Here is a 24,054-nt window from a genome sequence, read left to right as displayed (position 1 = left end):
AAATGTCCCTTGATTAACCATGATATATATACTTGCTAATTTAAAGTATTTTTTCACCCACTGCTTCCATAAAGGGGAAAAGCGGCGAATAACTACCACTTAAAACCATTTATATCTCCTTTCATTTTGGCAAAGCTATAATTGAAAAGGAGGGATATAAATGGGCAATCCCAAAAGAAATGGAAAAGATTTCGCACCAAACGAAATGGGCACACAATCTCGTGGCTTTGGAGGAAATAAAGGGAAGAAAATGCAGGACACTTCAGGAAAACACGCACAAGTAATACAAACAAAGGGCGAATAATCTATAAATGGGTGCCTGTCACTTCTTGGTTTATGTCGAATGAATTCGACAAATCTTGAGGAGTGACAGGTACTTTTTCATCCATTTTTTTCCTCTATTCTTTTATTTTTTCTTATTTTATAATCGTTGTAACATATGAGAGGAGTTACTAATTTGAAAAAATCGTTATCTTTGTTTTTCATTCTTATTCTTACCTTTACTTTGTTCACGCCGTTTGCACAGGCGGCCACATTTAAGGATGTGCCGGACTCCCACCGCTTCTTTGATGATATTGATTTTTTATCCGATATTGAAATCATTACCGGTTATCCGGATGGCACCTTTAAACCTGATCAGGCGGTGACTCGTGCCCAGGCAGCCATTTTAATCGGAAAAACATTTGATCTTGACGGGGAAAAAAGAAAAACGCCGTTTGCTGATGTGAGCTCATCTAATACCGCTTCCGGCTACATTACATCTGCGGTGGAAGAAGGCATTATTTCCGGTTTCCCGGACAAAACATTTCGTCCGAACCAAACCGTGACTCGTGCCCAAATGGCTATTATTCTCGCAAAAGCGTTTGAACTGACAGATGAAGCAGAGGTTGAATTTACCGACGTTTCACCAAGTTCAGCAGCCTATCCGTATATTAAAAAGATTGTCTCTACCGAGATTACATACGGGTATGAAGATGGTACATTCAAACCGAATAATCCTGTTACACGCGGGCAGTTCGCAGCCTTTTTATCAAGAGCATTGTCTTATTTTACTACTGACGCATTTGGAGTATTCTTCCTAAACGTCGGACAAGGTGATGCTACATTGATCGGCCTTCCGAATGGAGAGACGGTACTCGTTGATGCCGGTCCATCCGATGAAGCGATCGCGCAGGAACTTGACGCTCTTGGCATTGAAGAAATCAACACATTTATCGCTACTCAGCCCGATTCGGAACATATCGGCGGCGCTGACTATGTGCTTAATCACTTCAACGTTCAAAAAGTCATTGATTCCGGTTTAAAAAGCACGTCCAAAGATTATACAAATTATGCGAACGCAGCTAAAGCAAACAAAGTAACTTTGACGAATGCACAAGAAGGACAAAACTTGTCAACTGATGAAGAAGTATCCATCACCGTCTTACACGCCAACAGCAAAGCCGCAAACGCAGATGATGGCTCGGTCGTTCTCGAAGTCAGCCACGGCGAGATCGACTTTTTGCTCATGTCAGACGCAACGATTGAAGTAGAAAAACAGCTCATGGCTAAATATAACCTTGATGCAGAAGTATTGAAAGTAGGCCAGCACGGAGCAGCCACAGCGACGTCACAAGAATTTGTCGACGCCGTTGCTCCAGTCTTTGCTGCTTTATCGCACGGCAAAGGAGCCAATTATGCTGATGCCTCCGTCTTAAAAAGACTGACAGACGCCGGTGCAGAAACTATGTCCACAACAAACGGCACTATTATGGCATTGAGTGACAAAGAAAGCTTTTACACGATGCAGTTTGGTGAATTTGAAGCCGGTGCCAAAACGGCTGCGGCAAGTAAGACTTTACAGTAAATGAACGAAACAAAAAGGGGCCAGTTCCCATCGCTTTAATGCGGCGGGGACTGGCCCTGCATTTATTCTCCTAAAACATCCACTTTTTCTGTCGGCAATTTTAATCTGCTTATGCAAAGATGAGCTAAACTAAATCCGTCACTTACTCTAAACTTTTCTTATCTATACAGCCATACTTGCATCGTTGAAAATAGCTGTTCTAAATTCACCGGTTTACTAATATAATCAGAGGCTCCTGCATCGATACATTGCTTGCGGTCATCTTTCATTGCCTTCGCTGTAAGGGCGATAATCGGCAGGCGTTCGAATTCAGGCATCCGGCGTATCGCTCGAATCGCCTCAAACCCATCCATCTCAGGCATCATAATATCCATAAGAATCAGATCTATATCCGAATTTTTTTGTAATAATGCAACCCCTTCCTTGCCATTTTCTGCAAACAAAACGTCAACTAGGTAACTCTCAAGCGCTGTCGTTAACGCAAATATATTACGCATGTCGTCATCTACCACAAGTATTTTCTTGCCTGCCAGCAAGGCTTTCTGTTTCCCTGTTTCATCCGCCTCTAATAAATGTTTAACTGAATCAACAGCAGGTACAGCGCCTAAGTCTTCAACCATCCCCGCAGCTGCTTCCGCTTCATAACTAGCTAATTCTGTACTTTTCATGTTGTTATAATTAGGCAAGTATAAAGTAAACGTGCTTCCATCGCCTTCTACACTTTCTACTTCAATAAAGCCGCCTAATAAATGAGCGATTTCCCGGCTGATCGAAAGACCCAGCCCTGTGCCGCCATATTTACGGCTGATCGTTCCATCGGCTTGTTTAAATGCCTCAAAGATAATATCCTGGTTTTCTGCTAGGATACCGATGCCCGTGTCTTTAACAGAAAAGACAATCTCTGTATCTGAATGAACCCCTTTTTCTATTGTTAAAGATACCGCACCATGCTCAGTAAATTTGAACGCATTGGATAATAAATTTTTCAATATTTGCTGTAACCGCTGTTTATCAGTATGAATAACCTTTGGCAAATTAGGAGCGAGCTGAACGTTTAATTGAATTTTTTTCTCGCGGGCAATCGGAATAAATTGCGCCTCGACAAACTCTTTCACGTCACTAAGCTTCACATCTTCAAACAGAATTTCCATTTTCCCCGCTTCCACTTTGGCTATATCTAAGATGTCGTTAATTAAATGCAAGAGATCATTTCCTGACGAGAAAATCGTTGCCGCATATTCCACTTGTTTAGCAGTAAGGTTTTCATTTATATTTTCAGCCAGCATTTGGGCCAGTATAAGCAGGCTATTGAGCGGCGTTCGCAGCTCGTGGGACATATTAGCAAGAAATTCTGATTTATATTGTGAACTAACGGTTAACTGCTTTGCTTTTTCTTCCAGCATAATTTTGGTTTTTTCTAATTCTCTTGTCTTTTGTTCAGAGTTTTCATATTGTTCTTCAAGCTGTTCATTCACTGTTCTCATCTCTTCTTGCTGCAATTGAAGCTCTTCCGATTGGCTCTGTAGTTCTTCTGTTAATGCCTGCGATTCTTCAAGCAGATTTTCTACTTGTATATGCCTTAAAATGCTTTTTATATTGACACCGAGATTGCTCATGATCTCTTCAAGAAACATTTGATCCAGCTCACTAAACGATTCAAAAGAGGCCAGTTCAATCACAGCCAGTACTTCTCCTTGAAATTCGGCTGGAATAATCAATATATTGGATGGGGATGCTGAACCAAGACCCGAAGCAATTTTTATATAATTGTCAGGAATTTGCTGGAGCGAAACGACACGATTCTCTAACGCACACTGCCCAACAAGCCCCTCCCCTAAACGAAAGCTGTCTTTGCCCACTTCTTGATCGTTATAGGCATAAGCAGCAAGCTTCTGAAACTGCTCTCCGTTTCCTTTGCCATGCTTCATATAGAAGACACCGTAATTTGCCCCCACGATAGGTGTGACCTTTGTGATAAATAGTTGCGCTAAAGTTTCTAAATCATCTATACCAGGATACATCGTAGCGATGTCAGCAATTTTTGTTTTTAACCAGCTTTGTTCCTCTGCGGCATGTTTTAATTCCTTCTCCTGCATCGTATGCGTTTCGAGAGCTTGAGCCATTTCATTAAACGCCACAGCAATTTCCCCGATTTCATCTTTTGATGTTACCGTTATACGCGGCAACTGATCTGATTTATCAAAAGTAACCTTTGTCATGACGGAAGTGACTTTATTTAGATTGCCTGTTACACTCCGCAGAATCCAAATAATCATTCCACTCCCGATTAGAAAACCTATTATTATAAACACAATAATCATTTGATTAACTAAATGATAAGTGTGGCTGGAGTTACTTAGCTCCTTGTCGACCCTTTGTTTTTGTATGGTTTGTATTTCATTAGCAACTTCGATCATTTCTTCTCTCATTTCTCGCCCATCATACCAATACAATTGAGTTGCTTCCTTAATTTTACCGTCTTTTATTAGTGCATCAGTTTCTCTTGCATTTTCAAAAAAGGGTGTATTCAACGTCTTTAATTTTCGAATTAATGCTTCTGAACGTTCACCGCTGCCTAGTCTTTCCAGGGACTCTATCGCTGTATCCACACTTTGTTCGGCTTCCTCCATATTTTTCAGAAACTTTTTTCGAAGCTCTTCAGGCGGGTTGGCCATCATACCTCTTGATTCCATGCTGTAATCAAACAAACCGCCTTGAATAGTGTTAGCCAAATTAAGCCTCTCATAGTTTTTAACAACATTCGTCATATTTTGATTCAGTTGGTTCATCATGATCATAAAAATGAAATGAGAGATAATAAACAGCCCAAAAAGAACACCAAACCCTATATATAATTTCGTTTTAAATTTCATATATTCCCCTCCCCCTGCCCAACTTTTTTCACTAAAATATATAATGTATATACGAGAGCATAGTCACATTTTCCTTTTATCTCTACTAAAAAACAGATAGAATAATATCAATTTTTGAACCATTTTTAGGTATTCCTTATTATTCCTAATTTTCCTTCTTTTTTCGATAAAATCATTGAATCTTATATAAAGACTCCTACAGAAAATCAAGAAGAATTGGTTTAAAAAAACAGAAGAAACCCACTTATCAGCAAAATGATAGGCGGGTTTTTTTATTTTATGGGAAACTCTCACTTCTCCCAATCTATCTATACAGCCATACTTGCATCGTTGAAAATAACTGTTCTAAATTCACCGGTTTACTAATATAATCTGAGGCTCCTGCCTCAATACATTGCTTGCGGTCATCTTTCATTGCCTTCGCTGTAAGGGCAATAATCGGCAGGCGTTCGAATTCGGGAATTTCGCGTATTGCTTGAATCGCCTCAAATCCATTCATCTCAGGCATCATAATATCCATGAGAACGAGATCAATATCTGGATGTTCTTGTAGTACAGCAACCCCTTCTTTGCCATTTTCCGCAAACAAAACCTCCACTAAATAACTTTCAAGTGCTGTCGTTAACGCAAATATATTACGCATGTCGTCATCCACCACAAGTATTTTCTTTCCTTCTAGCAAGGCTTTCTGTTTCCCTGTTTCATCCGCCTCTAATAAAAGTTCAACTGAATCAACAGCGGATACAGAGTCTAAGTCTTCTGCCACCCCTGCAGCTGCTTCCGCTTCATAACTAGCTAATTCTGTACTTTTCATGTCGATATAATTCGGCAAGTATAAAGTAAACGTGCTTCCATCGCCTTCTACACTTTCCACTTCAATAAAGCCGCCTAATAAATGAGCGATTTCCCGGCTAATCGAAAGGCCTAATCCTGTTCCCCCATATTTACGACTGATCGTTCCATCAGCTTGTTTAAATGCCTCAAAGATAATATCCTGGTTTTCTGCTGGGATACCAATGCCCGTGTCTTTAACAGAAAAGGCAAGCTCCATATCTGAATGAATTCCTTTTTCAATTTTTTCTATTGTTAAAGATACCGCACCTTGCTCAGTAAATTTGAACGCATTGGATAATAAATTTGTCAAGATTTGCTGCAATCGCTGTTTATCAGTATGGATAACCTTTGGCAAATTAGGAGCGAACTGAACATTTAGTTGGATTTTTTTCTCGCGGGCAATCGGAATAAACTGCGCTTCGACAAACTCTTTCACGTCACTAAGCTTCACATCTTCAAACATAATTTCCATTTTCCCTGCTTCCACTTTGGCTATATCTAAGATGTCGTTAATTAAATGTAAGAGATCATTTCCCGACGAGAAAATCGTTTCTGCATATTCCACCTGCTTGGCAGTAAGGTTTTTACCTGCATTTTCAGCCAGCATTTGAGCCAATATAAGCAGGCTGTTGAGCGGCGTTCGCAGCTCGTGGGACATATTGGCAAGAAATTCTGACTTGTATTGCGAACTAACGGTTAGCTGCTTTGCTTTTTCTTCCATCATACTTTTTGTTTTTTCCAGTTCCTTTGTCTTCTGCTCAGAACTTTCATATTGTTCTTCAAGCTGTTCATTTACTGTTCGGAGCTCTTCTTGCTGCAATTGAAGCTCTTCCGATTGGCTTTGCAGCTCTTCCGTTAACGCTTGTGATTCTTCGAGCAGCTTTTCTACTTGCATATGTCTTAAAATGCTGTTTATATTTATACCGATATTGTCCATGACCTCTTGGAGCAGCATTTGTTCAAGAGGGTTGAACGGTTCAAATGAGGCCAATTCAATCACAGCCAGTACTTCTCCTTGAAACTCCGCTGGAATGACCAGCACATTTGCAGGAGACGCTGCTCCAAGTCCAGAAGAAATTTTAATATAATTGTCAGGAACTTGATGGAGTGAAATCATACGGTTCTCTAAGGCACACTGTCCAACGAGCCCTTCCCCTACACAAAAGTTGTCTTTGCCTACTTCTTGATCGTTATAAGCATAGGCAGCGAGCTTTTGATATTTCGCTCCCTCCCCGTTCCCCTGCTTCATATAGAAGACACCGTAAGTTGCCCCTGTCATAGGCGCAACTTTTGTGATAAATAGCCGTGCCAACGTTTCTAAGCTATCTATACTAGGATACATCGTAGCGATTTCAGCCACTTTCGTTTTTAACCAGCTATGTTCCTCGGCGGCATGTTTTAATTCTTTTTCCTGCATCGTATGCGTTTCCAAAGCTTGAGCCATTTCATTAAAGGCGACGGCTATTTCCCCGATTTCATCTTTTGAAGTGACCTTGATGCGCGGCAATTGATCAGATTTGCCAAAAGCTATCTTTGTCATGACGGAAGTAACCTTATTTAAATTGCCTGCTACGCTCCGCAAAATCCAGATCGTCGTACTTATTCCGATCAAAAAACCAGCTATCGCATAAAGAAAAATCATTTGATTCATTAATTTATACGTCTTGCGGGATTGATTCAGCTCCTTGTCAACGGTTTGCTTTTGCAGCGTCTGTAATTCCCCGGCAAGTTTGCTCATCCCTTCTCTTGCTTCTAGGCTTTCATACCAAAAACGGGCATCTACTTCCTCATACCTCCCTGCCTCCCTTAATGCATCCAATTCTTCTTCTAGCGCATCGTATGTTTTACTCATCCTCTTTAATTTCTGGATTATTTGCTGCGACTGTTCACGTTTATCTAACTTTTCCAAGGACTCTATTGCCATATCTACATTACGAAGAGCTTGATTTCTATTTTCTCTTAATTCTCCGATCAGTTCTTTAGGCGGATTGGCAGACATTCCTCTTGATTCCCGGCTAAAAACATTCAACTCATTTTGAATCGTGTTAGCCAAATTAAGCATCTCATAGTTTTTAACAGCAGTTTTCGTACTTTGATTCAGCTGATTCATCATAATCATAAAAATAAGATAAGAAATGATAAATAGCCCGAAAAGAAAACCAAATCCTATATACAGTTTTGTTTTGAACTTCATACTTTTCTCTTCCCCCGGTAATCATTTACGTACTTTAATATCAATACTATATATCATAAGGCGGGTAGTGTTAATTTTCAAACTATTTTGCAGATCTCCGGATTGGCAGAATAATTATTTACCAACAACAAAAAGAATCACCTGCGGTTATTCCCACAGGCGAGCTTTTTTCTATCATTCTTTTAAACCTTCAATTGAATCAATGTCCATATAAGCAGGAACGGTTAAGCCGATTTTCACACCCTCCATATTCGCACCAAGATCATCATATTTACCTTCAAATTTATCGGCATATGTTTTATGTGTGCCTGGCAGCCATGCCGCAAGCGTGGCATCGGCACTGCCATCTGCGACCGCTGTCCACATTGGACCTGCTTCTACTTGTGTCAATGTCACTTTATAGCCAATATTTTCAAGTACTTTTTTCATGATGTTATGGCTCGCAATTTCACTATCCCATGCGACGTATGCCAGCTTGATTTTGTCGCCATCGACTTTTTCCACGCCTTTTGTCCATTCACTTACTTTATCAGCATTTTCTTCAATCCACTTTCCTGCTGCCTCTTCAGGTTTGTCCCCATTTTGAATGTCAACCATAACCGCGCTCATATCAGCATCTTCCCATTTGAATTGGTCCAGCACTTGATACGCTTCTGGAAGGTCCTCTTTCAAGCCGAGACGTGCGATCGTATGAATTTCTTCCGCCTCTCCGTATGAGCCTTTAGGATCTTCTAAATATTTCAAATCATATTCAGCAAACATCCAGTGCGGGTTCCAGCCTGTAACGATAATTGGTTCTTCTTTGTCATATGCTTTTTTCAGTGCAGCGGTCATCGCCGCACCTGAACCTGTTACGAGATTCCAGTCTGTTAACTCGTAATCTTTAATTGCATTTTCCGTTGCTTCCATAATTCCTGCACCCGGGTCAATCCCGGTGATTTTATAATTGACACTTTCTCCAACGGACGACGCGCTTGTGTTCTCTTTCGCGTCCGCGCTGTCCTTGTTGGCATTATCACCGCCACACGCGGCTAATCCGAACGATAAAATCGCCGCACTACTAAAACCTACTAATTTTTTAATCAAGACACATTTCCTCCTTGGTTTTGTCTTCCAATATTTTGTGTGATTCGGTCTAAGACGATCGCTAAAATGACGATCGCAATTCCGGCTTCAAAGCCAACGCCGGTTTTCAATTGTGTAACGGCCCGGTACACTTCTTCACCTAACCCTGGCGCTCCTACCATTGAAGCGATAACGACCATGGAAAGGGCCAGCATAATACTTTGGTTAATTCCAGCCATGATCGTTGGCATGGCGAGCGGGAGTTGCACTTTCATTAATCGTTGCCCTGTTGTGGAACCAAACGCTTCAGTCGCTTCGATCAAGTCCCTTGGGACTTGACGAATACCTAAGATTGTTAAACGAATCGTTGGCGGCATCGAGAAAATAACGGATGCAACAACGCCAGGAACAACCCCAATATTAAAGAAGAATATCGCTGGTAATAAATAGACGAATGCAGGCATCGTTTGCATAAAGTCGAGCATCGGCGTGACGATTCTTCTCACCGTTTCTTTTTGTGAGGCCCAAATGCCGATAGGAACCCCGACCACAATCGAGATGATAACAGAGGTTAGTACGAGGGCTAATGTTTGAAGCATTGCATCCCAATAACCTAAATAATCGATCATTAAAAAACCTGTAAAAGAGAATATCGCGATACTTTTTTTCGAAACTAACCATGCGACTAGCCCTATGAATAGGGCGATTAAGATCGCTGGAATTAAGCCAAGACCGCTGACAATACCTTCAACTGTTTGTTCGAGAAAATTCGCCACGCCATCAAATATACCGCCAAAGCGGCTCACTAACCAATCGACGAAAAGATCAATCCAATCTGCTAACGGAATTCTTGGTAGTCCGTTCAATTAATCCACCTTCTTTAAATCATCTGTCTTATGTATATCTGGGTTGTTAATGTATACGTCATTTCCAGCTAATGCACCGATCAAAGCTCCTCTAATAACAATCCCTTGCATCCGGTGACTTTCATCCACTACGGCAACTGGAACAGCAGCGGTTGATACAAGATTGAATAAATCGATTAATAGAGTCTCCGCCGGCACCGTTGAAATCTCCTGAATCATGACTTTTTGCAATGTTGCACCTGTTTCGGCCGCTTCTTTCGCACCTTGGGCTGTGATTGCTCCTAACAGTCGATTTTGTTTATCCACGACATAAATAGAAGAGATTCGGAGGTTTTTCATTAAGGTGAGTGCTACTCTTGGTCCTTTATCTACTTGGACGGTTTCTGCAGGTTTCATAATGTGCGCGGCTGTAAAGACTTTGGATAAATCAACATCTTCAACGAATTTCTCCACATATTCATTCGATGGACTCATTAAAATTTCTTCAGGTGTTCCGATTTGAACAATTTGCCCATCTTTCATTAAGGCAATCCGGTCACCGATTCGGAGTGCTTCATCCAAATCATGCGTAATAAAGACGATCGTTTTTCCCATTGAATCATGTAATTGAAGTAATTCATTTTGCATATCTTTGCGGATCAGCGGATCTAACGCACTAAATGCTTCATCCATCAGTAAAATATCAGGCTCATTCGCAAGGGCACGCGCCAGTCCAACCCGTTGCTGCATCCCGCCGCTCAACTGGTTTGGATATTGTTCTTCATATCCTTCTAGTCCAACGAGCTTAAGTGATTCTTTCGCTTTTGCCTTTCTTTTTGCTTTAGCAACTCCCTGGATTTCCAAGCCGTATTCTGTATTTTCCAAAATTGTACGATGTGGAAAAAGCGCAAAGTTTTGGAAGACCATTCCGATCTTTTTTCTCCTTACATCACGCAATTGTTCTTTATTCATTTTCACAACATCTTGACCATCTATTAAAATATTTCCTGTTGATGGTTCAATCAGTCTGTTGAGCAAACGGACGAGCGTCGACTTCCCACTTCCTGAAAGCCCCATAATGACAAATATTTCACCTTCATATACGTCAAAGTTTGCCTTGTTCACGCCAATCGTTGCACCGGTTGTTTTCAAAATCTCATTTTTGGATTTTCCACTATTTAAAAGCTGCGTCGCTTTTTTTACATTTTTCCCAAAAACTTTCGTCACGTTCTTGACTTCGATTTTCTTCAGATTCGACTCATTCATTCTCTCACCCCTCATTACATGTTTTTTGCACCGACTATATTATTGTAATATTTTTAATATTCCATGCACAAACTCCATAATGCGTGATATTCTCTGAGTAAAGTACGTACAGTTAAAACTGTACGTAACTTACAGCAGTTTTTCTTATATTTCCTCTTATTTCCTCCCTTTTCCTATCGGACACCTACTCTTTACTTTAAGTGGGTCTATATGTATTCTATATGTAAAATTAGTCTCTCTATGCATGAATACTTTATGTTCATCGTACGATAAAGTAATTTATGTGAGATTGGCTGTCACCAAGCTTAATAAAAATTAGGATGTGAAGATCTAGTGACAGGGAAAGAACAACTGACTAAAGTTCGTGAACGAGTGATTGAATCGATCGCTCAAAATATCCATTTATTTGGAGTTACACCGTCTATAGGAAGACTTTACGGGATGATGCTTTTTCACCATGATCCGTTAACTTTAGACGAAATGAAAGAAGAGCTTGGGATGAGCAAAACAAGCATGAGTACTTCTGTTCGTACCCTTTCAGACTTAAAAATGGTAGAAAGAGTATGGAAAAAAGGGATACGAAAAGACTTATATAAAGTAAAGGAAGATTGGTACCAAAACTTTATCGACCTTTTTTCAACAAAATGGCGTACAAGTATTTCCATGAATATCCACGCTATTAAAAAAGCCATAAATGATTTAAAGAAATTACAAGCTGCTGAAGAGATGAGCGATGATGTAAAACAATTCGTGGAAGAAGACCTTGTTAAATTACAAGACATGCTCAACTATTATGGTTGGTTGAACAGACTGATCGACACGTTTGAAAGCCACGAGATTTTCACGTTCATCCCTAAAAATGACGAAGAACAAAAGAATGACTTGTACAATTTCATAAAAAAACAAAACCGCCCTTGAGATTGGTCCCTCATGGCGGTTTTAGCTGCTGTGGTGTCGACCCCAATTAGAGGGAACGTGCTATTATTAGACCGTTTCGATGCACGAACATCGGAGCGGTCTTTTTATGTCACAAAAATCAGTCTGCTTTTCTAGTTTAATATATAATAGCTTTAGGATTTTTATAAGCTATCAATTAGTTCAGGTAAAGCCATAATCGGCTTTGCCTCTTTTTCCCCTCGATATGCTTTAAATTCAATTTCCCCCAGTTTAGTACCTGCATCGTATTCTCCAATCAGACTGTCAATCATGATAAAGGCAGCACCGATGAAATCATCGTTTTCCTCTATATACTCTTTTATATAAATAATAAGATCCAGCTGGATTGTTCGCTCATCTCGTTCGTAAGTAAAAAAGATGTCCTCGGTTTTCAAGTTGACTTCATTATAGCGAATTTCATGCTCTTCATCTTTCCTTTGTCTAAACGCAATTATATGAAACTGAGCCAGCTGCGGCGCGGATTCTGTCAGCCGAATAACATCTGGAAATGCCGAAGCCAATCCGTCTGCGCTAATAATGAACTCCCTTCTTCCGTTTTGAATGTCCGCACTAAACTCAAACACTAAATCCCCGTTAATTTTCGATAATTGCAAATCAAGCTTATTAAACAAGCGCTCATAGTTATTTTCATCAAGATGAAAATATTCCTCTGAATGCTTCTCAAACCAAGTCCAAAAATCTCTTTCACTAAAGCTTTTTTTGAAAAAATTTCTAATCATATACCCTCCATCAGCTTCTCTAATTTTTTATCATGTAACAAATTTGAGCCAAAAAACCCCCTTAACTTGCTAAAACTGCCTACCTTTGAGTCTAATATTGAATGTAAAAAATGCAATAAAAAAAGAGAGCTGCGACAAACAACTCTCTATCTCTATCTCTATCGGCCTCCAACAAATCCGAATTTTTTCAGGAAGCACCTATTCCAAACAGTCTAATATCAAATTAGAAAGCTCTGTTAATGACAGATTATAGGAGCGAATGAAAGCGTGTAATAACTCCTCTTCCTTTGCATTTTGCCAGTCTAACTCATAATTTGATTGAATGGCTAGCTGCCTTAAAAACTCTCTAATTGCTCTCCCATTTCCTTCTCTGAAAGGATGAAGCGCATTTAACTCTGCCGCGTAATAAGCTGCTTTTTCCGCAAATTCTTTCTTTGAACAGTTAGTTAAATAACGATCCCGGGAAAGCTCTGTGAAAATCCGTTTAGCTTCTTCATCAATAAATCGGGGATGGGCAAACACAGTTGATCCTTTTGCAATTCCCTCTTGACGAAATTCCCCGGCAAAGTCATAAATATCCTGAAATATATATTGATGAATGTCTTTAAGCGACTGGACGTCAAATGTATGAGGTGGAGGTTGTTCACTTAATTGCCCCAGTCTAAACATTGTATATAAATTTTCCGCTTTCTCTAATGCATCAGGATCTCGAAGGCCCAGCTTATTTTTTAAAATATCCGTACCTTTGTAGCAATAAAAAGAATCCGCTTGATACTTAGACATTGACGATTCTTTTCACTTCCTGATGGAATTGCTCTTCTGTTATATTTCCAACTAGCGCTTTATAAACAAGAGCTTCGTCTTCTTTTGTTACATTAAACCCTTCAACTTTGAGAGAATGTGAAGCGTATCGGATCGCTTTCTGCGCGCGTTCATGACTAAGAACTTTCTTATTTAGCTTCATACGATCATTTCCCTCCTATACGTTACAACGCATCATCTGCTGCACGGCCGCATGCATGAACAGAGCCATCACAACAGCTTTTTTACTTATACCCTTATTATAACGGATTTTATTATGTACTACAAAACGAGAAATGAGTTAAAGTTCAATAAACTATCACGCGTGTTGATTATGAATAATTTTCCATAAAGAAACGACAAAAAGGGACACCTTCTTGTAAAATGTAAGAGGAGCTCTGTCTAATTTTGGTTAATCAACACGCGTGAAATTCAGTAAATAAAAGGGATGAAAGGGTCATCATTAGTATAGATTTTGCTCACAGTTGGATAGCAATCACTGCTTGGAATTCTAGACGAAGAAAAATGCCAGCCTCCTGATGCTTTAGCGCAATGGAAACTGACATGGATATTTTAACTTATTATGGCTTTCTGCATCGAATATTGTCCGAATAACTCACTTTGTTATCCAACTACCTCTTTTTATTATCCAATCTCCTAGAATGCGGCCCGTACCTATTCAAACCGGATAAAAAAGACAGTTCCCTGCTCGCTCGTTTTAAAGTCGACGACGGCGTTGTGCCGCTCGGCCACACTGTAGCAGATGGCGAGTCCGAGCCCTGTTCCGGTGTCTTTTGTCGTGAAGAAAGGCGTACCGATGGCTTCGTGCCATTCTGATTTGATTCCACTGCCTTCGTCCTTTACTTCCAAAACAACCGCTTGATCTTCTGTATATGTTTCTATTGTTAGCCTTCCCCCTGAAGACATGGCTTCTAATCCATTTAATGATAAATTCAAAATCAACTGGCTGATTTCTTTTTCATCTAGATGAAGCTCAGGGCATTCGCTTAACTGAAGCGAGATCGTTTTTCCCGTCAGCAAAGCCTCTGCCTGTATTAACGGATAAAGCGCTTCTATAATAGAGTTAAGCGGTTGCAATGTTTTATGGCTTACTTTGTTTTTCGCTAAGTTAAGGAATTCAGTAATGATCGAGTTCGCTCTATCTAATTCCCCCATCATTAAATCAATATACTTGACGGTTAAGTTTTCAGGATCGCTCTTTGACAACTCTAAAAATCCGCGAACGGTCGTCATTGGATTTCTAATTTCGTGAGCAATTCCTGCTGCCATTTCTCCTATTAAGTACAAACGGTCCAGGCGGGCTACTTCATTCTCCAACCTTACCCGTTCTGTAATATCTGTGATGACGCTAAGAATACACTTCTCCCCGCGTATGTCAAAAATCTCCGTTGATAACAGCCCTTCACGTACTTCACCTGTCTTCGTTTGATAGTAAACCTTCGCATTTCGAACACATTCTTCCGTTTGCAAACGGTGAGTCTCATTTTTTCCTTCATCCAAATTTGCTGTAAGATGTAAGACAGAGGTGGTTTGCTGCATCACTTCTTCATAGTCGTAACCGATAGATTTCAACCAACTGGCATTTACATCTATATATTTCCCATCTTTTAATGAGCGAATTTCAATTAAACAAGGACTGGATTCAAATATTTTATAAAAGTGTTCTCTTGATAACCGAAGATCTTCTGCTATTTTTTTTCGCTCATCCACTTCTTTCCGGAGCTTTTCGTTAGCTGTCAAAAGTTCTTGCGTCCTTTCTTCCACCAACTTTTCCAGAAGATTGTATTGCTGCTTCTGACCTTGTTCCACTTGTTTTCGTAAGGTGATATCACGAACTGAGCATACAAAGATTCGTTCGTCCTCGATTTGCGCTTCTCCAATTTGAATATCAACTGGAACATCGTGGCCGCTTTTGTGCTTTGCGACAGCTTCAAATAGCTGTCCCGTCACTTCATTGATTGAATTCATCCAGTGTAAGGTGAACTCTGGCAAAAGGTGAACGATATGCCGCCCCAACAAACTATCAACTGTATATCCGAACATGCTTTTTACAGCAGGATTCAAGGATAATATATACCCTTGATCATCAAAAGTAATAATCGTATCGAGCAGCGTTTCACCGATCACTCTAGCCAGCTCTTCATTTTTACGTAAATCGAAAGTGGTGCGCTCTAACTTTGCATTCACTTCTTTAAGCTCAGACTGACGCTGCAGTTCACTTTGGCGTTTTATCCGCTCATGGTTCTGGTAAATTTTTACAAACTCTTGAACCTTCAGTTTTAACGTTTCCGGATGAAATGGCTTAAATATATAATCCACTGCACCGAGACTATACCCTTGAAGGACATGCTCCGTCGTTTGATTTATCGCTGTAATAAAAATAATCGAGATATACTTCGATTTTTCCCTCGCTTTAATGAGCTTAGCTGTTTCAAACCCATTAATTCCAGGCATTTGCACATCTAATAAAATAACGGCAAAATCCTCTTTCAGCACCCATTTTAATGCTTCTTCACCAGAGCTTGCATACACTAAGTTATATTCCGGAGACTCGAGTACCGCTTCTAATGCCAGCAAATTTTCCCGATGATCGTCAACGATTAAAATATTCACCTTTTGATAACTAGTGGTCTCGCTTTCTTCCCTATTTAACGGCTTGACTGGGGCAGGTATCGAATTATTTGATCTTTCGGTATACTTTTTCAAACGAATCAACTTCCTCATAAGAATTTGCAATGCTCGTAAATTTAATTCCTTCTTTGCTGCCTAAAGCAAGAATTCCTGACAAGCTTAAACTTTCATGCAGAAGATGGTGGACACGATTTTGAAGCATCTTATTAAAATAAATCATCACATTTCTGCAGATAATGACATGAAATTCATTAAATGAGCGGTCCGTTGCCAAGTTATGCTGGGCAAAAACAACATTTTTCATTAAAAACGGGTGGAAGATTGCATTTTCATTCTTAGCTGTATAATACTCCGAGAACGATCTTATTCCTCCGGCAGCAAGATAATTTCTCGTATATAATTGCATTCGTTGCAAAGGGAATTCCCCAGCTTGCGCATGTTTCAGCACGTTTTCATTTATATCTGTAGCATAAATTCTCGTTTTTTCATACAGCCCTTCTTCGTGTAAAAGAATGGCCATGGAATAGACCTCTTCTCCGGTAGAACACCCAGCATGCCAAATGCGAATGGCGGAACAGTCTCTTAAAAGGGGAACTATTTTTGTTCGAAAGGAGAAAAAAAAGCTTGGGTCGCGAAACATCTCCGTTACATTAATCGAGAAATCATAGACTAATCTTTTCATAACGGAAGGATCATGGAAAATCTTCTCCTGCAGACCTGAAATGCTAGATACATTCTCTGCACGTACCCTGTTCCAAATTCGGCGATTTAAAAAGGGCACAGCGTAGTTTCGGAAATCAAAACCGTAGTAGCGGTATATTCCTTCAAGTAATAAGTCGATCTCAATTGCTTCCAACTCATGATTAACGTGACGTTCAATGCTATTCATCTTGTTTTCTTACCCCATAATTCATTCTAAATTCCACCTATCTGTACAGCCATACTTGCATCGTTGAAAATAGCTGTTCTAAATTTACCGGTTTACTAATATAATCAGAGGCCCCTGCATCAATACATTGCTTGCGGTCGTCTTTCATTGCCTTAGCAGTAAGCGCAATAATCGGCAAATGCAAAAATTCCTCTTTTCGACGTATGAAGCGAATGGCTTCAAACCCGTCCATCTCGGGCATCATAATATCCATGAGAACGAGATCAATATCTGGATGTTCTTGTAGTACGGCAATCCCTTCTTTGCCATTTTCCGCAAACAAAACTTCCACTAAATAACTTTCAAGTGCTGTCGTTAACGCAAAGATATTACGCATATCGTCATCTACTACTAATATTTTCTTCCCTTCAAGCAAGGCTTTTTTTCCATATGACTGTTTTTCTATTTCATCGGCCTGAATTAAAAACTCAACTGGATCAACAATAGCTATGGATTCTGAATCCTCGATAACCCCTGCAGCCACTTCAGCTTCCACAATGGATAATTCTGACTGTTTCATCTGCCGATCATTCGGTAAATATAAAGTAAATGTGCTTCCATTATGTTCGATACTTTCAACTTCAATAAAGCCGCCTAATAAGTGAGCGATTTCCCGGCTGATCGAAAGACCTAATCCTGTGCCGCCATATTTACGGCTGATTGTTCCGTCCGCCTGTTTAAATGCATCAAATAGATTGTCCTGTTTTTCTTCTGGAATACCGATACCTGTATCTTTAATAGCGAAGGCAAGTTCTATATCCGTATAAGGGATCTCATTCGCTTTTGAAAAGACTTCTTTTTCAACTTTTTGTATCGTTAATGAGACAGCTCCATGCTCAGTAAATTTGAACGCATTGGATAATAAATTTTTCAATATTTGCTGCAACCGCTGTTTATCAGTATAGATGACCTTTGGCAAATTAGGAGCAAGCTGAACGTTTAATTGAATTTTTTTCTCGCGGGCAATCGGAATAAATTGCGCTTCCACAACCTCTTTCACGTCACTAAGCTTCACATCTTCAAACAGAATTTCCATTTTCCCTGCTTCCACTTTGGCTATGTCTAAAATATCGTTAATTAAATGCAAGAGATCATTTCCTGATGAGAAAATCGTTCCCGCATACTCTACTTGTTTGGCAGTAAGGTTTCCGTCTGCATTTTCAGCCAGCATTTGAGCTAGTATAAGCAGGCTATTGAGCGGCGTTCGCAGCTCGTGGGACATATTAGCAAGAAATTCTGATTTATATTGTGAACTAACGGTTAACTGCTTTGCTTTTTCTTCCAGCATACTTTTTGTTTTTTCCAGTTCCCTTGTCTTTTGTTCAGAGTTTTCATATTGTTCTTCAAGCTGTTCATTCACTGTTCGAAGCTCCTCTTGCTGCAATTGAAGCTCTTCCGATTGGCTTTGCAGCTCTTCCGTTAACGTCTGTGAGTCTTCGAGCAGCTTTTCTACTTGCATATGTCTTAAAATACTGTTTATATTCATGCCAATGTTATCCATGACCTCTTGGAGAAGCATTTGTTCGAGAGGGTTGAACGGTTCAAATGAGGCCAATTCAATTACAGCCAGTACTTCTCCTTGAAACTCCGCTGGAATGACCAGTACATTTGCAGGTGATGCCGAACCGAGCCCAGAAGCAATTTTAATATAATCGGCAGGCACTTGATGGAGCGAAATCGTTCGGTTCTCTAATGCACACTGTCCAACGAGCCCTTCCCCTAAACAAAAGCTGTCTTTGCCCGCTTCCTGATCGTTATAAGCATAAGCAGCGAGCTTTTGATATTTCGTTTCCTCTCCATTTCCCTGTTTCATATAGAAGACACCATATTTCGCCCCTGTCATAGGCGCAACTTTTGTGATAAATAGCTGGGCCAATATTTCTAAACTATCTATACCAGGATACATGGTAGCGATTTCAGCCACTTTCGTTTTTAACCAGCTATGTTCCTCTGCGGCATGTTTTAATTCTTTTTCCTGCATCGTATGCGTTTCCAAAGCTTGAGCCATTTCATTAAATGCAACGGCTATTTCCCCGATTTCATCTTTTGAAGTGACCTTGATGCGCGGCAATTGATCAGACTGGCCAAAAGCCACTTTTGTCATAACGGAAGTAACCTTGTTCAAATTACCTGTTACACTCCGAAAAATCCAGATCGTCATACTAATTCCGGCCAAAAAACCGGCGATCATATAAATAAAAATCATTTGATTCATTAGTTTATACGTCTTGCGGGATTGATTCAGCTCCGTGTCAACGGTTTGTTTTTGTATAGCTTGCAATTCACTAGCCACTTTGACCATGTCTTCTCTAACTTTTAAGCTATCATACCAAAACAGTTGGGTTACTTCCGCATATTTACCTTCTTTTATTAATCCATCGCCTTCTTTTTCCATTTCGCCGAGTGTTCTGCTCATTGTCTTTAATTCCTGAATTAAATGTTGCGATTGTTCCCGGCTATCTAACTTCTCAAGGGAGCCTATCGCTATATTTACATTGTGGAGAGCTTGATCTCTACTTTCCTTAAATGGCCTTTTAAGTTCCTCGGGGGGATTGGCGAGCAAGCCTCTTGCTTCCCTGCTGAACACATTCAATTCATTTTGAATCGTATTAGCCAAACTAAGCATCTCATAATTCTTCACGGCGTTTTTCGTGTTTTGATTAATCTGGCTCATCATGATCATAAAAATGAGATAAGAGATGATAAATAGTCCGAAAAGAAAACCAAATCCTATATACAGTTTTGTTTTGAATTTCATACTTTTCCCCTCCCTCAACAATCATTTGCGGCTAAAGCATACAATTGTAAAGGAATAAAACCAGCTCTTCTTTTACCGTTGCTTTAGTATCAATATTATATATAATAAGATGAATAGTGTTAATTTTCAAACTAATATTTAATTGCTTTTTTATTAGAAAGCGCAGACTGAAATGACTAAAAAGAAAAAACCCTTTTTTTCGACAAAAAAAGGGTAAAAAAGACAAAGAAATCGAACCTTTACGCCCCTGAAACTGCGTTAGTTCGATCTTACTTATCAGCCATTCTTGATGAAAATAATTTCTTACGTCCCGACTGCGTTAAACTAACGTGTCACGCAACAAGAAATCTTAAACGGCAAGTTAAAAGGTAGCACCGGCTTACGAGATGCTGCTTTATTACGCGATCTTATAAGCCGGATGATTTTGTCTAGTTAGCAACGAGTCTTTACATGCTTGAAATTTTATTTATTACTTTATTTTGTACGCACGGAAAAGAAACACACCCATCGTGCCAAGAATCACCGTCAAAAAAACGGGCAGCTCAAAGCAGCCGATCCCCGTCTCATTTCCATGCGCCCACTGTACACTTTGCCAGCTCGTATACACGAGAAAAAAGACAAGTTCCATTTTCAACACATTGAACATCATCCGGCTGTTGACGTATTGCCTTTCCTTATTTTCCTCTGTCAAATTCGGGATATTGTATACGTGCGGCACTCGTTCCAAAGCGGTCAAGCCCGCCCATAAAAGCAACGTCACCGCCGGCACAAACCAAATCATCCCTTTGCCGCCCCAGCCGTCCGCTTCTCCTTTGGCGTTAAAGTGAATCGGCACTTGGTCCGGAAGCGTGCTCCATTGAATAAGCAAATAAATGACATTTCCAATGATTAAAAGCAATGAGACGATCGTCGATATTTTTTCAAATGAGGTTTTCGGCAAATAAACAAGTTTAGCCATGGCGGACCTCCAGCTTTTTAGCTTCTTTTATTATCTTTAAAACGATATCTGATTCATTAAAATTTAAAGGCTCAGTGTCATAATGCAGCCGGTCCATCAGCCCATTCTCCTTAGCAGCTCCTCAATGATCGGCCAGTTCTTCACCCACGTGAACACCCGGACAATGTGAAAAGGTACTACTAGGATAATAACTAGACTGATCGAAAAGAAAGCGGCGATCGCGATAAATTTCACATTCCCTTTTTCGCCTCTCGATATGGCTTTGACACTGACGACCACTCCTGCCACTAAAAAAGCTAAACCGACAACTAAAAGAAACTCAACAAAATTCTGGAGTACAAACGAAAGACCGATAAATAATAGTCCAATAATGGCAAAGACAACAGACGACATACTATATATTTTCATATATCCCCCTTTCTACACAATTGTACCAATTCTTCCAAGGCATTTACACTGGTTGAAAGAAACAGCCCATCCCCGGAGCCGCGATCAGCTTTGGCAAATGATAGGTAAATTATCATTTGCCAAAGCTGAGGTTGAAGCATATTCTCTAATATATCAGGGATTGTGCTTTTATTACGAACTGTCATCGAAAAATATGATGTTTGGAGAGTTATATTATGTCTAAAAAGAGTGTAGACGATATTTTACAGGAAGGTATCTATGGAAAAAAAGAAATTAAGCCGGAAGAACGGAGAAGGTTTCTCGGCACGTTAAGGGAAAGAATTGTCGCCGTGCTGCTACAAGGACAGGTGAGGGAAAAAGAAGTTTACCCTGAACTGATCGAGCTTATGAAGAAGCATCCACAAGCGAAACTTTACTTAAATGGCACATTAGATATCACTTATTTGAAAAAATATATCGCAGCTGCAGAAAAAAATAAACTTGGCTACACAGTCGTAGTAAACAAGAATCACCACACAGATATCGGCCTTGTTTTGGCCTACGACCATGCCATTGATAAAGAAGAGATCTTTCTCGTCAGACAACAAAAGAAACAAAAGTTGAAACCCGTAAAGAAAAAAAGTAAATTGGCTTCGCTCTTTAAATGGTTGAAGAGAAAATAAAAAGCAAACGTCCCTGTCACAGACTCAATTGGGATAATAAGGCTGGACTAACTTGAATTCTTGACGTCAGTCCAGCCTGTCATTCATTTTGTAATTTATTCTTCTGAAACATATAAAGGCTGTCCTAAAAGCATTTTGCTTTTAGGACAGCCTTTTATCGTTGTTTGAGCTATGCTTTTCTTTGTCCAGCTGCAGCGCCTTGCCCCTCGAGGTCAAATAACCTTCCCCAATGAAGTCAAAGTACGGACTTCTTTTGGGAAGAACATTTGCTTGTCGGGGCAGAACAGGCGCTTCCGCTTTTCTTTGTCCAGCTGCAGCGCCTTGCCCCTCGAGGTCAAATAACCTTCCCCAATGAAGTCAAAGTACGGACTTCTTTTGGGAAGAACATTTGCTTGTCGGGGCAGAACAGGCGCTTCCGCTTTTCTTACCCAAAATAAAATTCGCGGTGAAGGCTGCAGCCTGGGTTAAAAGCAGCCTGGCAATGCGGGCATTTGGATTGGCACTGAAGGTACTCGTTCACTGTTAATTCGTTCCCGCAGGCGCCGCACAAAATGGCTTTTTCATCGAATTGTTCCTGCGGCCAGACGCTTGCCTGCCCGCAGCCGTGTTCTTCGTGGCATTGAAAGCAAGGATAATACGTCTGGCAGCAATAAAACTTGATGGCAATTCGGTCTATTTCTTTATGATAATGGGTGCAGCGGGTTTCTTCGTCGAGTACACTGCCGCGCACAGTATGGCCTTTGATTTGCATAATTTTTCGACCTCCAGGCGAGCGCCTGCCAGTTTTCGGCTCCGTTTTTTTACTTACGAGCCGAACTAGATAATTTACTGACCGGTTTAGCGAATTTACTTGCCAAAATCTTGTCGGGGCAGAACGGGCGCTTCCGCTTTCTTTATTGTCCAGCTGCGGCGCCTTGCCCCTCGAGGTCAAATAACCTTCCCCAATGAAGTCAAAGTACGGACTTCCTCGGGGAAGAACATTTGCTTGTCGGGGCAGAACAGGCGCTTCCGCTTTTCTTTATTGTCCAGCTGCAGCGCCTTGCCCCTCGAGGTCAAATAACCTTCCCCAATGAAGTCAAAGTACGGACTTCCTCGGGGAAGAACATTTGCTTGTCGGGGCAGAACAGGCGCTTCCGCTTTTCTTTAGTCAAATTTAATTTTATTTACTGTGTCACTGTCCAAGCGCAGGACGACTTCGCCGATGAGTTTAACGGCGTTTTCGTAGTCGTCGCGGTGGAGCATAGCGGCGTGGGAATGGATGTAGCGTGTCGCGATCGTAATGGACAAGCTCGGTACGCCGCCTGATGTGACGTGGATCGCACCTGAGTCTGTACCGCCGCCGGCCATAGCGTCAAATTGATATGGAATATTTAATTCGTCAGCCACATCTGTGACAAAGTCGCGCAGACCTTTGTGTGAAACCATAGAGGCATCGTACAAAATAATTTGTGGACCGTCGCCCATTTTACTCATTGCTTCTTTGTCGGATACCCCTGGTGTGTCGCCGGCAATGCCTACATCAACGCCGAATGCGATGTCCGGCTGAATTTTTTGTGCGGACGTTTTTGCGCCGCGCAGACCGACTTCTTCCTGCACTGTACCAACACCGTAAACAGTGTTGTTGTGCTGTTTGTCTTTGACGTATTTCATGACGTCGATCGCAATCGCACAGCCGATGCGGTTGTCCCACGCTTTGGCAAGCAGCATTTTTTCGTTGTTCATCACAGTAAATTCAAAATAAGGTACGACCATATCGCCCGGGCGCACGCCCCACTCCTGTGCTTCGTCTTTGCTGGACGCACCGATGTCGATGAACATATCTTTAATATCTACCGGCTTTTTGCGCGCTTCCGGTGACAAGATGTGCGGCGGCTTCGATCCGATCACACCTGTAAGATCGCCTTTTCTTGTAACGATCGTCACGCGCTGGGCAAGCATAACCTGGTTCCACCAGCCGCCCACTGTTTGAAAGCGGAGAAAGCCTTTATCGTCAATTTGTGTAATCATAAAGCCGACTTCATCTAGGTGGCCAGCTACCATAATTTTTGGCCCGTTTTCGTGGCCCGTTTTTTTGGCGATTAAACTGCCCAGATTATCTGTCGTCACTTCATCGGCGAACGGTTCTATATACCTTTTCATGACGGAGCGGGCTTCGCGTTCGTTGCCGGCAATTCCCTTTGCATCCGTCAAGTCTTTTAGCATCGTTAATGTTTCGTCCAGTTTGGTCATGGAAAATTCCTCCTATACAAAATATGTATCCGCTTGCATTATACGGGATTTTCCGGAAA

19 protein-coding genes are annotated in these 24,054 nt (G+C 40.8%); 4 read left to right on the top strand and 15 right to left on the bottom strand.

All coding sequences use genetic code 11. The annotated features are described in order from the left end of the window. Positions 1–160 precede the first annotated feature (160 nt). Both F9802_RS12925 and F9802_RS12920 read left to right on the top strand, forming a co-directional pair. Complete coding sequence (locus F9802_RS12925) at positions 161–304, top strand: acid-soluble spore protein N (RefSeq protein ID WP_152152568.1); 144 nt, start codon at positions 161–163, stop codon at positions 302–304. A 153-nt stretch (positions 305–457) separates the two neighbouring features. Further along, complete coding sequence (locus tag F9802_RS12920) at positions 458–1,846, top strand: S-layer homology domain-containing protein (RefSeq protein WP_191991934.1); 1,389 nt, start codon at positions 458–460, stop codon at positions 1,844–1,846. Positions 1,847–2,004: 158 nt separating this feature from the next. On the opposite strand, the gene F9802_RS12915 is transcribed toward F9802_RS12920, so the two are convergent. The 5 genes from F9802_RS12915 to F9802_RS12895 form a co-directional block, all read right to left on the bottom strand. Next, on the bottom strand, positions 2,005–4,719 hold the full coding sequence (locus tag F9802_RS12915) for a sensor histidine kinase (RefSeq protein WP_152152564.1): 2,715 nt from the start codon (positions 4,717–4,719) through the stop codon (positions 2,005–2,007). 304 nt (positions 4,720–5,023) lie between these two features. Then, positions 5,024–7,747, bottom strand: coding sequence for an ATP-binding protein (locus F9802_RS12910; protein WP_152152562.1), 2,724 nt, complete (start codon positions 7,745–7,747; stop codon positions 5,024–5,026). Between the two features lie 174 nt (positions 7,748–7,921). After that, entirely contained in the window at positions 7,922–8,833 is a 912-nt protein-coding gene (locus F9802_RS12905; protein ID WP_152152560.1) for a glycine betaine ABC transporter substrate-binding protein, read from the bottom strand. Next, positions 8,830–9,678, bottom strand: a complete 849-nt coding sequence (locus F9802_RS12900; RefSeq protein ID WP_152152558.1) for an ABC transporter permease — start codon at positions 9,676–9,678, stop codon at positions 8,830–8,832. The genes F9802_RS12905 and F9802_RS12900 overlap by 4 nt, the downstream gene beginning before the upstream one ends. After that, on the bottom strand, positions 9,679–10,923 hold the full coding sequence (locus tag F9802_RS12895; protein ID WP_152152556.1) for a quaternary amine ABC transporter ATP-binding protein: 1,245 nt from the start codon (positions 10,921–10,923) through the stop codon (positions 9,679–9,681). It abuts the gene before it with no gap. A gap of 333 nt (positions 10,924–11,256) precedes the next feature. Between F9802_RS12895 and F9802_RS12890 the strand changes: the two genes are divergently transcribed. Beyond that, on the top strand, positions 11,257–11,841 hold the full coding sequence (locus F9802_RS12890; RefSeq protein WP_152152554.1) for a GbsR/MarR family transcriptional regulator: 585 nt from the start codon (positions 11,257–11,259) through the stop codon (positions 11,839–11,841). Between the two features lie 161 nt (positions 11,842–12,002). Here the strand turns inward: F9802_RS12890 and F9802_RS12885 are convergent, their stop codons facing one another. From F9802_RS12885 to F9802_RS12850, 8 genes are all read right to left on the bottom strand, one after another. Next, positions 12,003–12,599 (bottom strand): hypothetical protein, encoded by a 597-nt coding sequence (locus F9802_RS12885; RefSeq protein ID WP_152152553.1) that lies wholly within the window; start codon positions 12,597–12,599, stop codon positions 12,003–12,005. Between the two features lie 198 nt (positions 12,600–12,797). Beyond that, positions 12,798–13,382 carry a Fic/DOC family protein gene (locus F9802_RS12880; protein ID WP_152152551.1) on the bottom strand — a complete coding sequence of 195 codons (585 nt, stop codon included), beginning with the start codon at positions 13,380–13,382 and terminating at the stop codon, positions 12,798–12,800. Continuing rightward, positions 13,375–13,563, bottom strand: a complete 189-nt coding sequence (locus tag F9802_RS12875; RefSeq protein ID WP_152152549.1) for an antitoxin VbhA family protein — start codon at positions 13,561–13,563, stop codon at positions 13,375–13,377. The genes F9802_RS12880 and F9802_RS12875 overlap by 8 nt, the downstream gene beginning before the upstream one ends. A 512-nt stretch (positions 13,564–14,075) precedes the next feature. Continuing rightward, on the bottom strand, positions 14,076–16,127 hold the full coding sequence (locus tag F9802_RS12870; protein WP_225435341.1) for a PAS domain S-box protein: 2,052 nt from the start codon (positions 16,125–16,127) through the stop codon (positions 14,076–14,078). Further along, positions 16,099–16,941, bottom strand: a complete 843-nt coding sequence (locus tag F9802_RS12865; RefSeq protein WP_152152545.1) for a CheR family methyltransferase — start codon at positions 16,939–16,941, stop codon at positions 16,099–16,101. The genes F9802_RS12870 and F9802_RS12865 overlap by 29 nt, the downstream gene beginning before the upstream one ends. Positions 16,942–16,978: 37 nt before the next feature. Further along, positions 16,979–19,738 (bottom strand): response regulator, encoded by a 2,760-nt coding sequence (locus F9802_RS12860; RefSeq protein ID WP_152152543.1) that lies wholly within the window; start codon positions 19,736–19,738, stop codon positions 16,979–16,981. 469 nt (positions 19,739–20,207) lie between these two features. Beyond that, positions 20,208–20,696 (bottom strand): DUF1648 domain-containing protein, encoded by a 489-nt coding sequence (locus F9802_RS12855; RefSeq protein ID WP_152152541.1) that lies wholly within the window; start codon positions 20,694–20,696, stop codon positions 20,208–20,210. A gap of 96 nt (positions 20,697–20,792) precedes the next feature. Continuing rightward, the gene (locus F9802_RS12850) at positions 20,793–21,104 is read right to left on the bottom strand and encodes a hypothetical protein (RefSeq protein ID WP_152152539.1); all 312 of its coding nucleotides are present in this window, start codon (positions 21,102–21,104) and stop codon (positions 20,793–20,795) included. Positions 21,105–21,319: 215 nt separating this feature from the next. Between F9802_RS12850 and F9802_RS12845 the strand changes: the two genes are divergently transcribed. Continuing rightward, positions 21,320–21,766, top strand: coding sequence for a YueI family protein (locus tag F9802_RS12845; protein WP_152152537.1), 447 nt, complete (start codon positions 21,320–21,322; stop codon positions 21,764–21,766). A gap of 424 nt (positions 21,767–22,190) precedes the next feature. Here the strand turns inward: F9802_RS12845 and F9802_RS12840 are convergent, their stop codons facing one another. Then, complete coding sequence (locus F9802_RS12840) at positions 22,191–22,517, bottom strand: CHY zinc finger protein (RefSeq protein ID WP_152152535.1); 327 nt, start codon at positions 22,515–22,517, stop codon at positions 22,191–22,193. A gap of 392 nt (positions 22,518–22,909) precedes the next feature. Further along, positions 22,910–23,995, bottom strand: coding sequence for a M42 family metallopeptidase (locus F9802_RS12835; protein ID WP_152152533.1), 1,086 nt, complete (start codon positions 23,993–23,995; stop codon positions 22,910–22,912). Between the last annotated feature and the right edge of the window lie 59 nt (positions 23,996–24,054).

Source organism: Bacillus aerolatus (genome assembly GCF_009183655.1).
GTDB lineage: Bacteria > Bacillota > Bacilli > Bacillales > Domibacillaceae > Pseudobacillus > Pseudobacillus aerolatus.
Note: the sequence above shows the minus strand (reverse complement) of the source record. Positions and strands in the feature narration are given on the sequence as shown.

Coding starts and splice junctions, on each gene's coding strand:
- F9802_RS12925 (WP_152152568.1), top strand. CDS start 161: ATGGGCAATCCCAAAAGAAATGGAAAAGATTTCGCACCAAACGAAATG.
- F9802_RS12915 (WP_152152564.1), bottom strand. CDS start 4,719: ATGAAATTTAAAACGAAATTATATATAGGGTTTGGTGTTCTTTTTGGG.
- F9802_RS12910 (WP_152152562.1), bottom strand. CDS start 7,747: ATGAAGTTCAAAACAAAACTGTATATAGGATTTGGTTTTCTTTTCGGG.
- F9802_RS12895 (WP_152152556.1), bottom strand. CDS start 10,923: ATGAATGAGTCGAATCTGAAGAAAATCGAAGTCAAGAACGTGACGAAA.
- F9802_RS12885 (WP_152152553.1), bottom strand. CDS start 12,599: ATGATTAGAAATTTTTTCAAAAAAAGCTTTAGTGAAAGAGATTTTTGG.
- F9802_RS12880 (WP_152152551.1), bottom strand. CDS start 13,382: ATGTCTAAGTATCAAGCGGATTCTTTTTATTGCTACAAAGGTACGGAT.
- F9802_RS12875 (WP_152152549.1), bottom strand. CDS start 13,563: ATGAAGCTAAATAAGAAAGTTCTTAGTCATGAACGCGCGCAGAAAGCG.
- F9802_RS12865 (WP_152152545.1), bottom strand. CDS start 16,941: ATGAATAGCATTGAACGTCACGTTAATCATGAGTTGGAAGCAATTGAG.
- F9802_RS12860 (WP_152152543.1), bottom strand. CDS start 19,738: ATGAAATTCAAAACAAAACTGTATATAGGATTTGGTTTTCTTTTCGGA.
- F9802_RS12855 (WP_152152541.1), bottom strand. CDS start 20,696: ATGGCTAAACTTGTTTATTTGCCGAAAACCTCATTTGAAAAAATATCG.
- F9802_RS12850 (WP_152152539.1), bottom strand. CDS start 21,104: ATGAAAATATATAGTATGTCGTCTGTTGTCTTTGCCATTATTGGACTA.
- F9802_RS12845 (WP_152152537.1), top strand. CDS start 21,320: ATGTCTAAAAAGAGTGTAGACGATATTTTACAGGAAGGTATCTATGGA.
- F9802_RS12840 (WP_152152535.1), bottom strand. CDS start 22,517: ATGCAAATCAAAGGCCATACTGTGCGCGGCAGTGTACTCGACGAAGAA.
- F9802_RS12835 (WP_152152533.1), bottom strand. CDS start 23,995: ATGACCAAACTGGACGAAACATTAACGATGCTAAAAGACTTGACGGAT.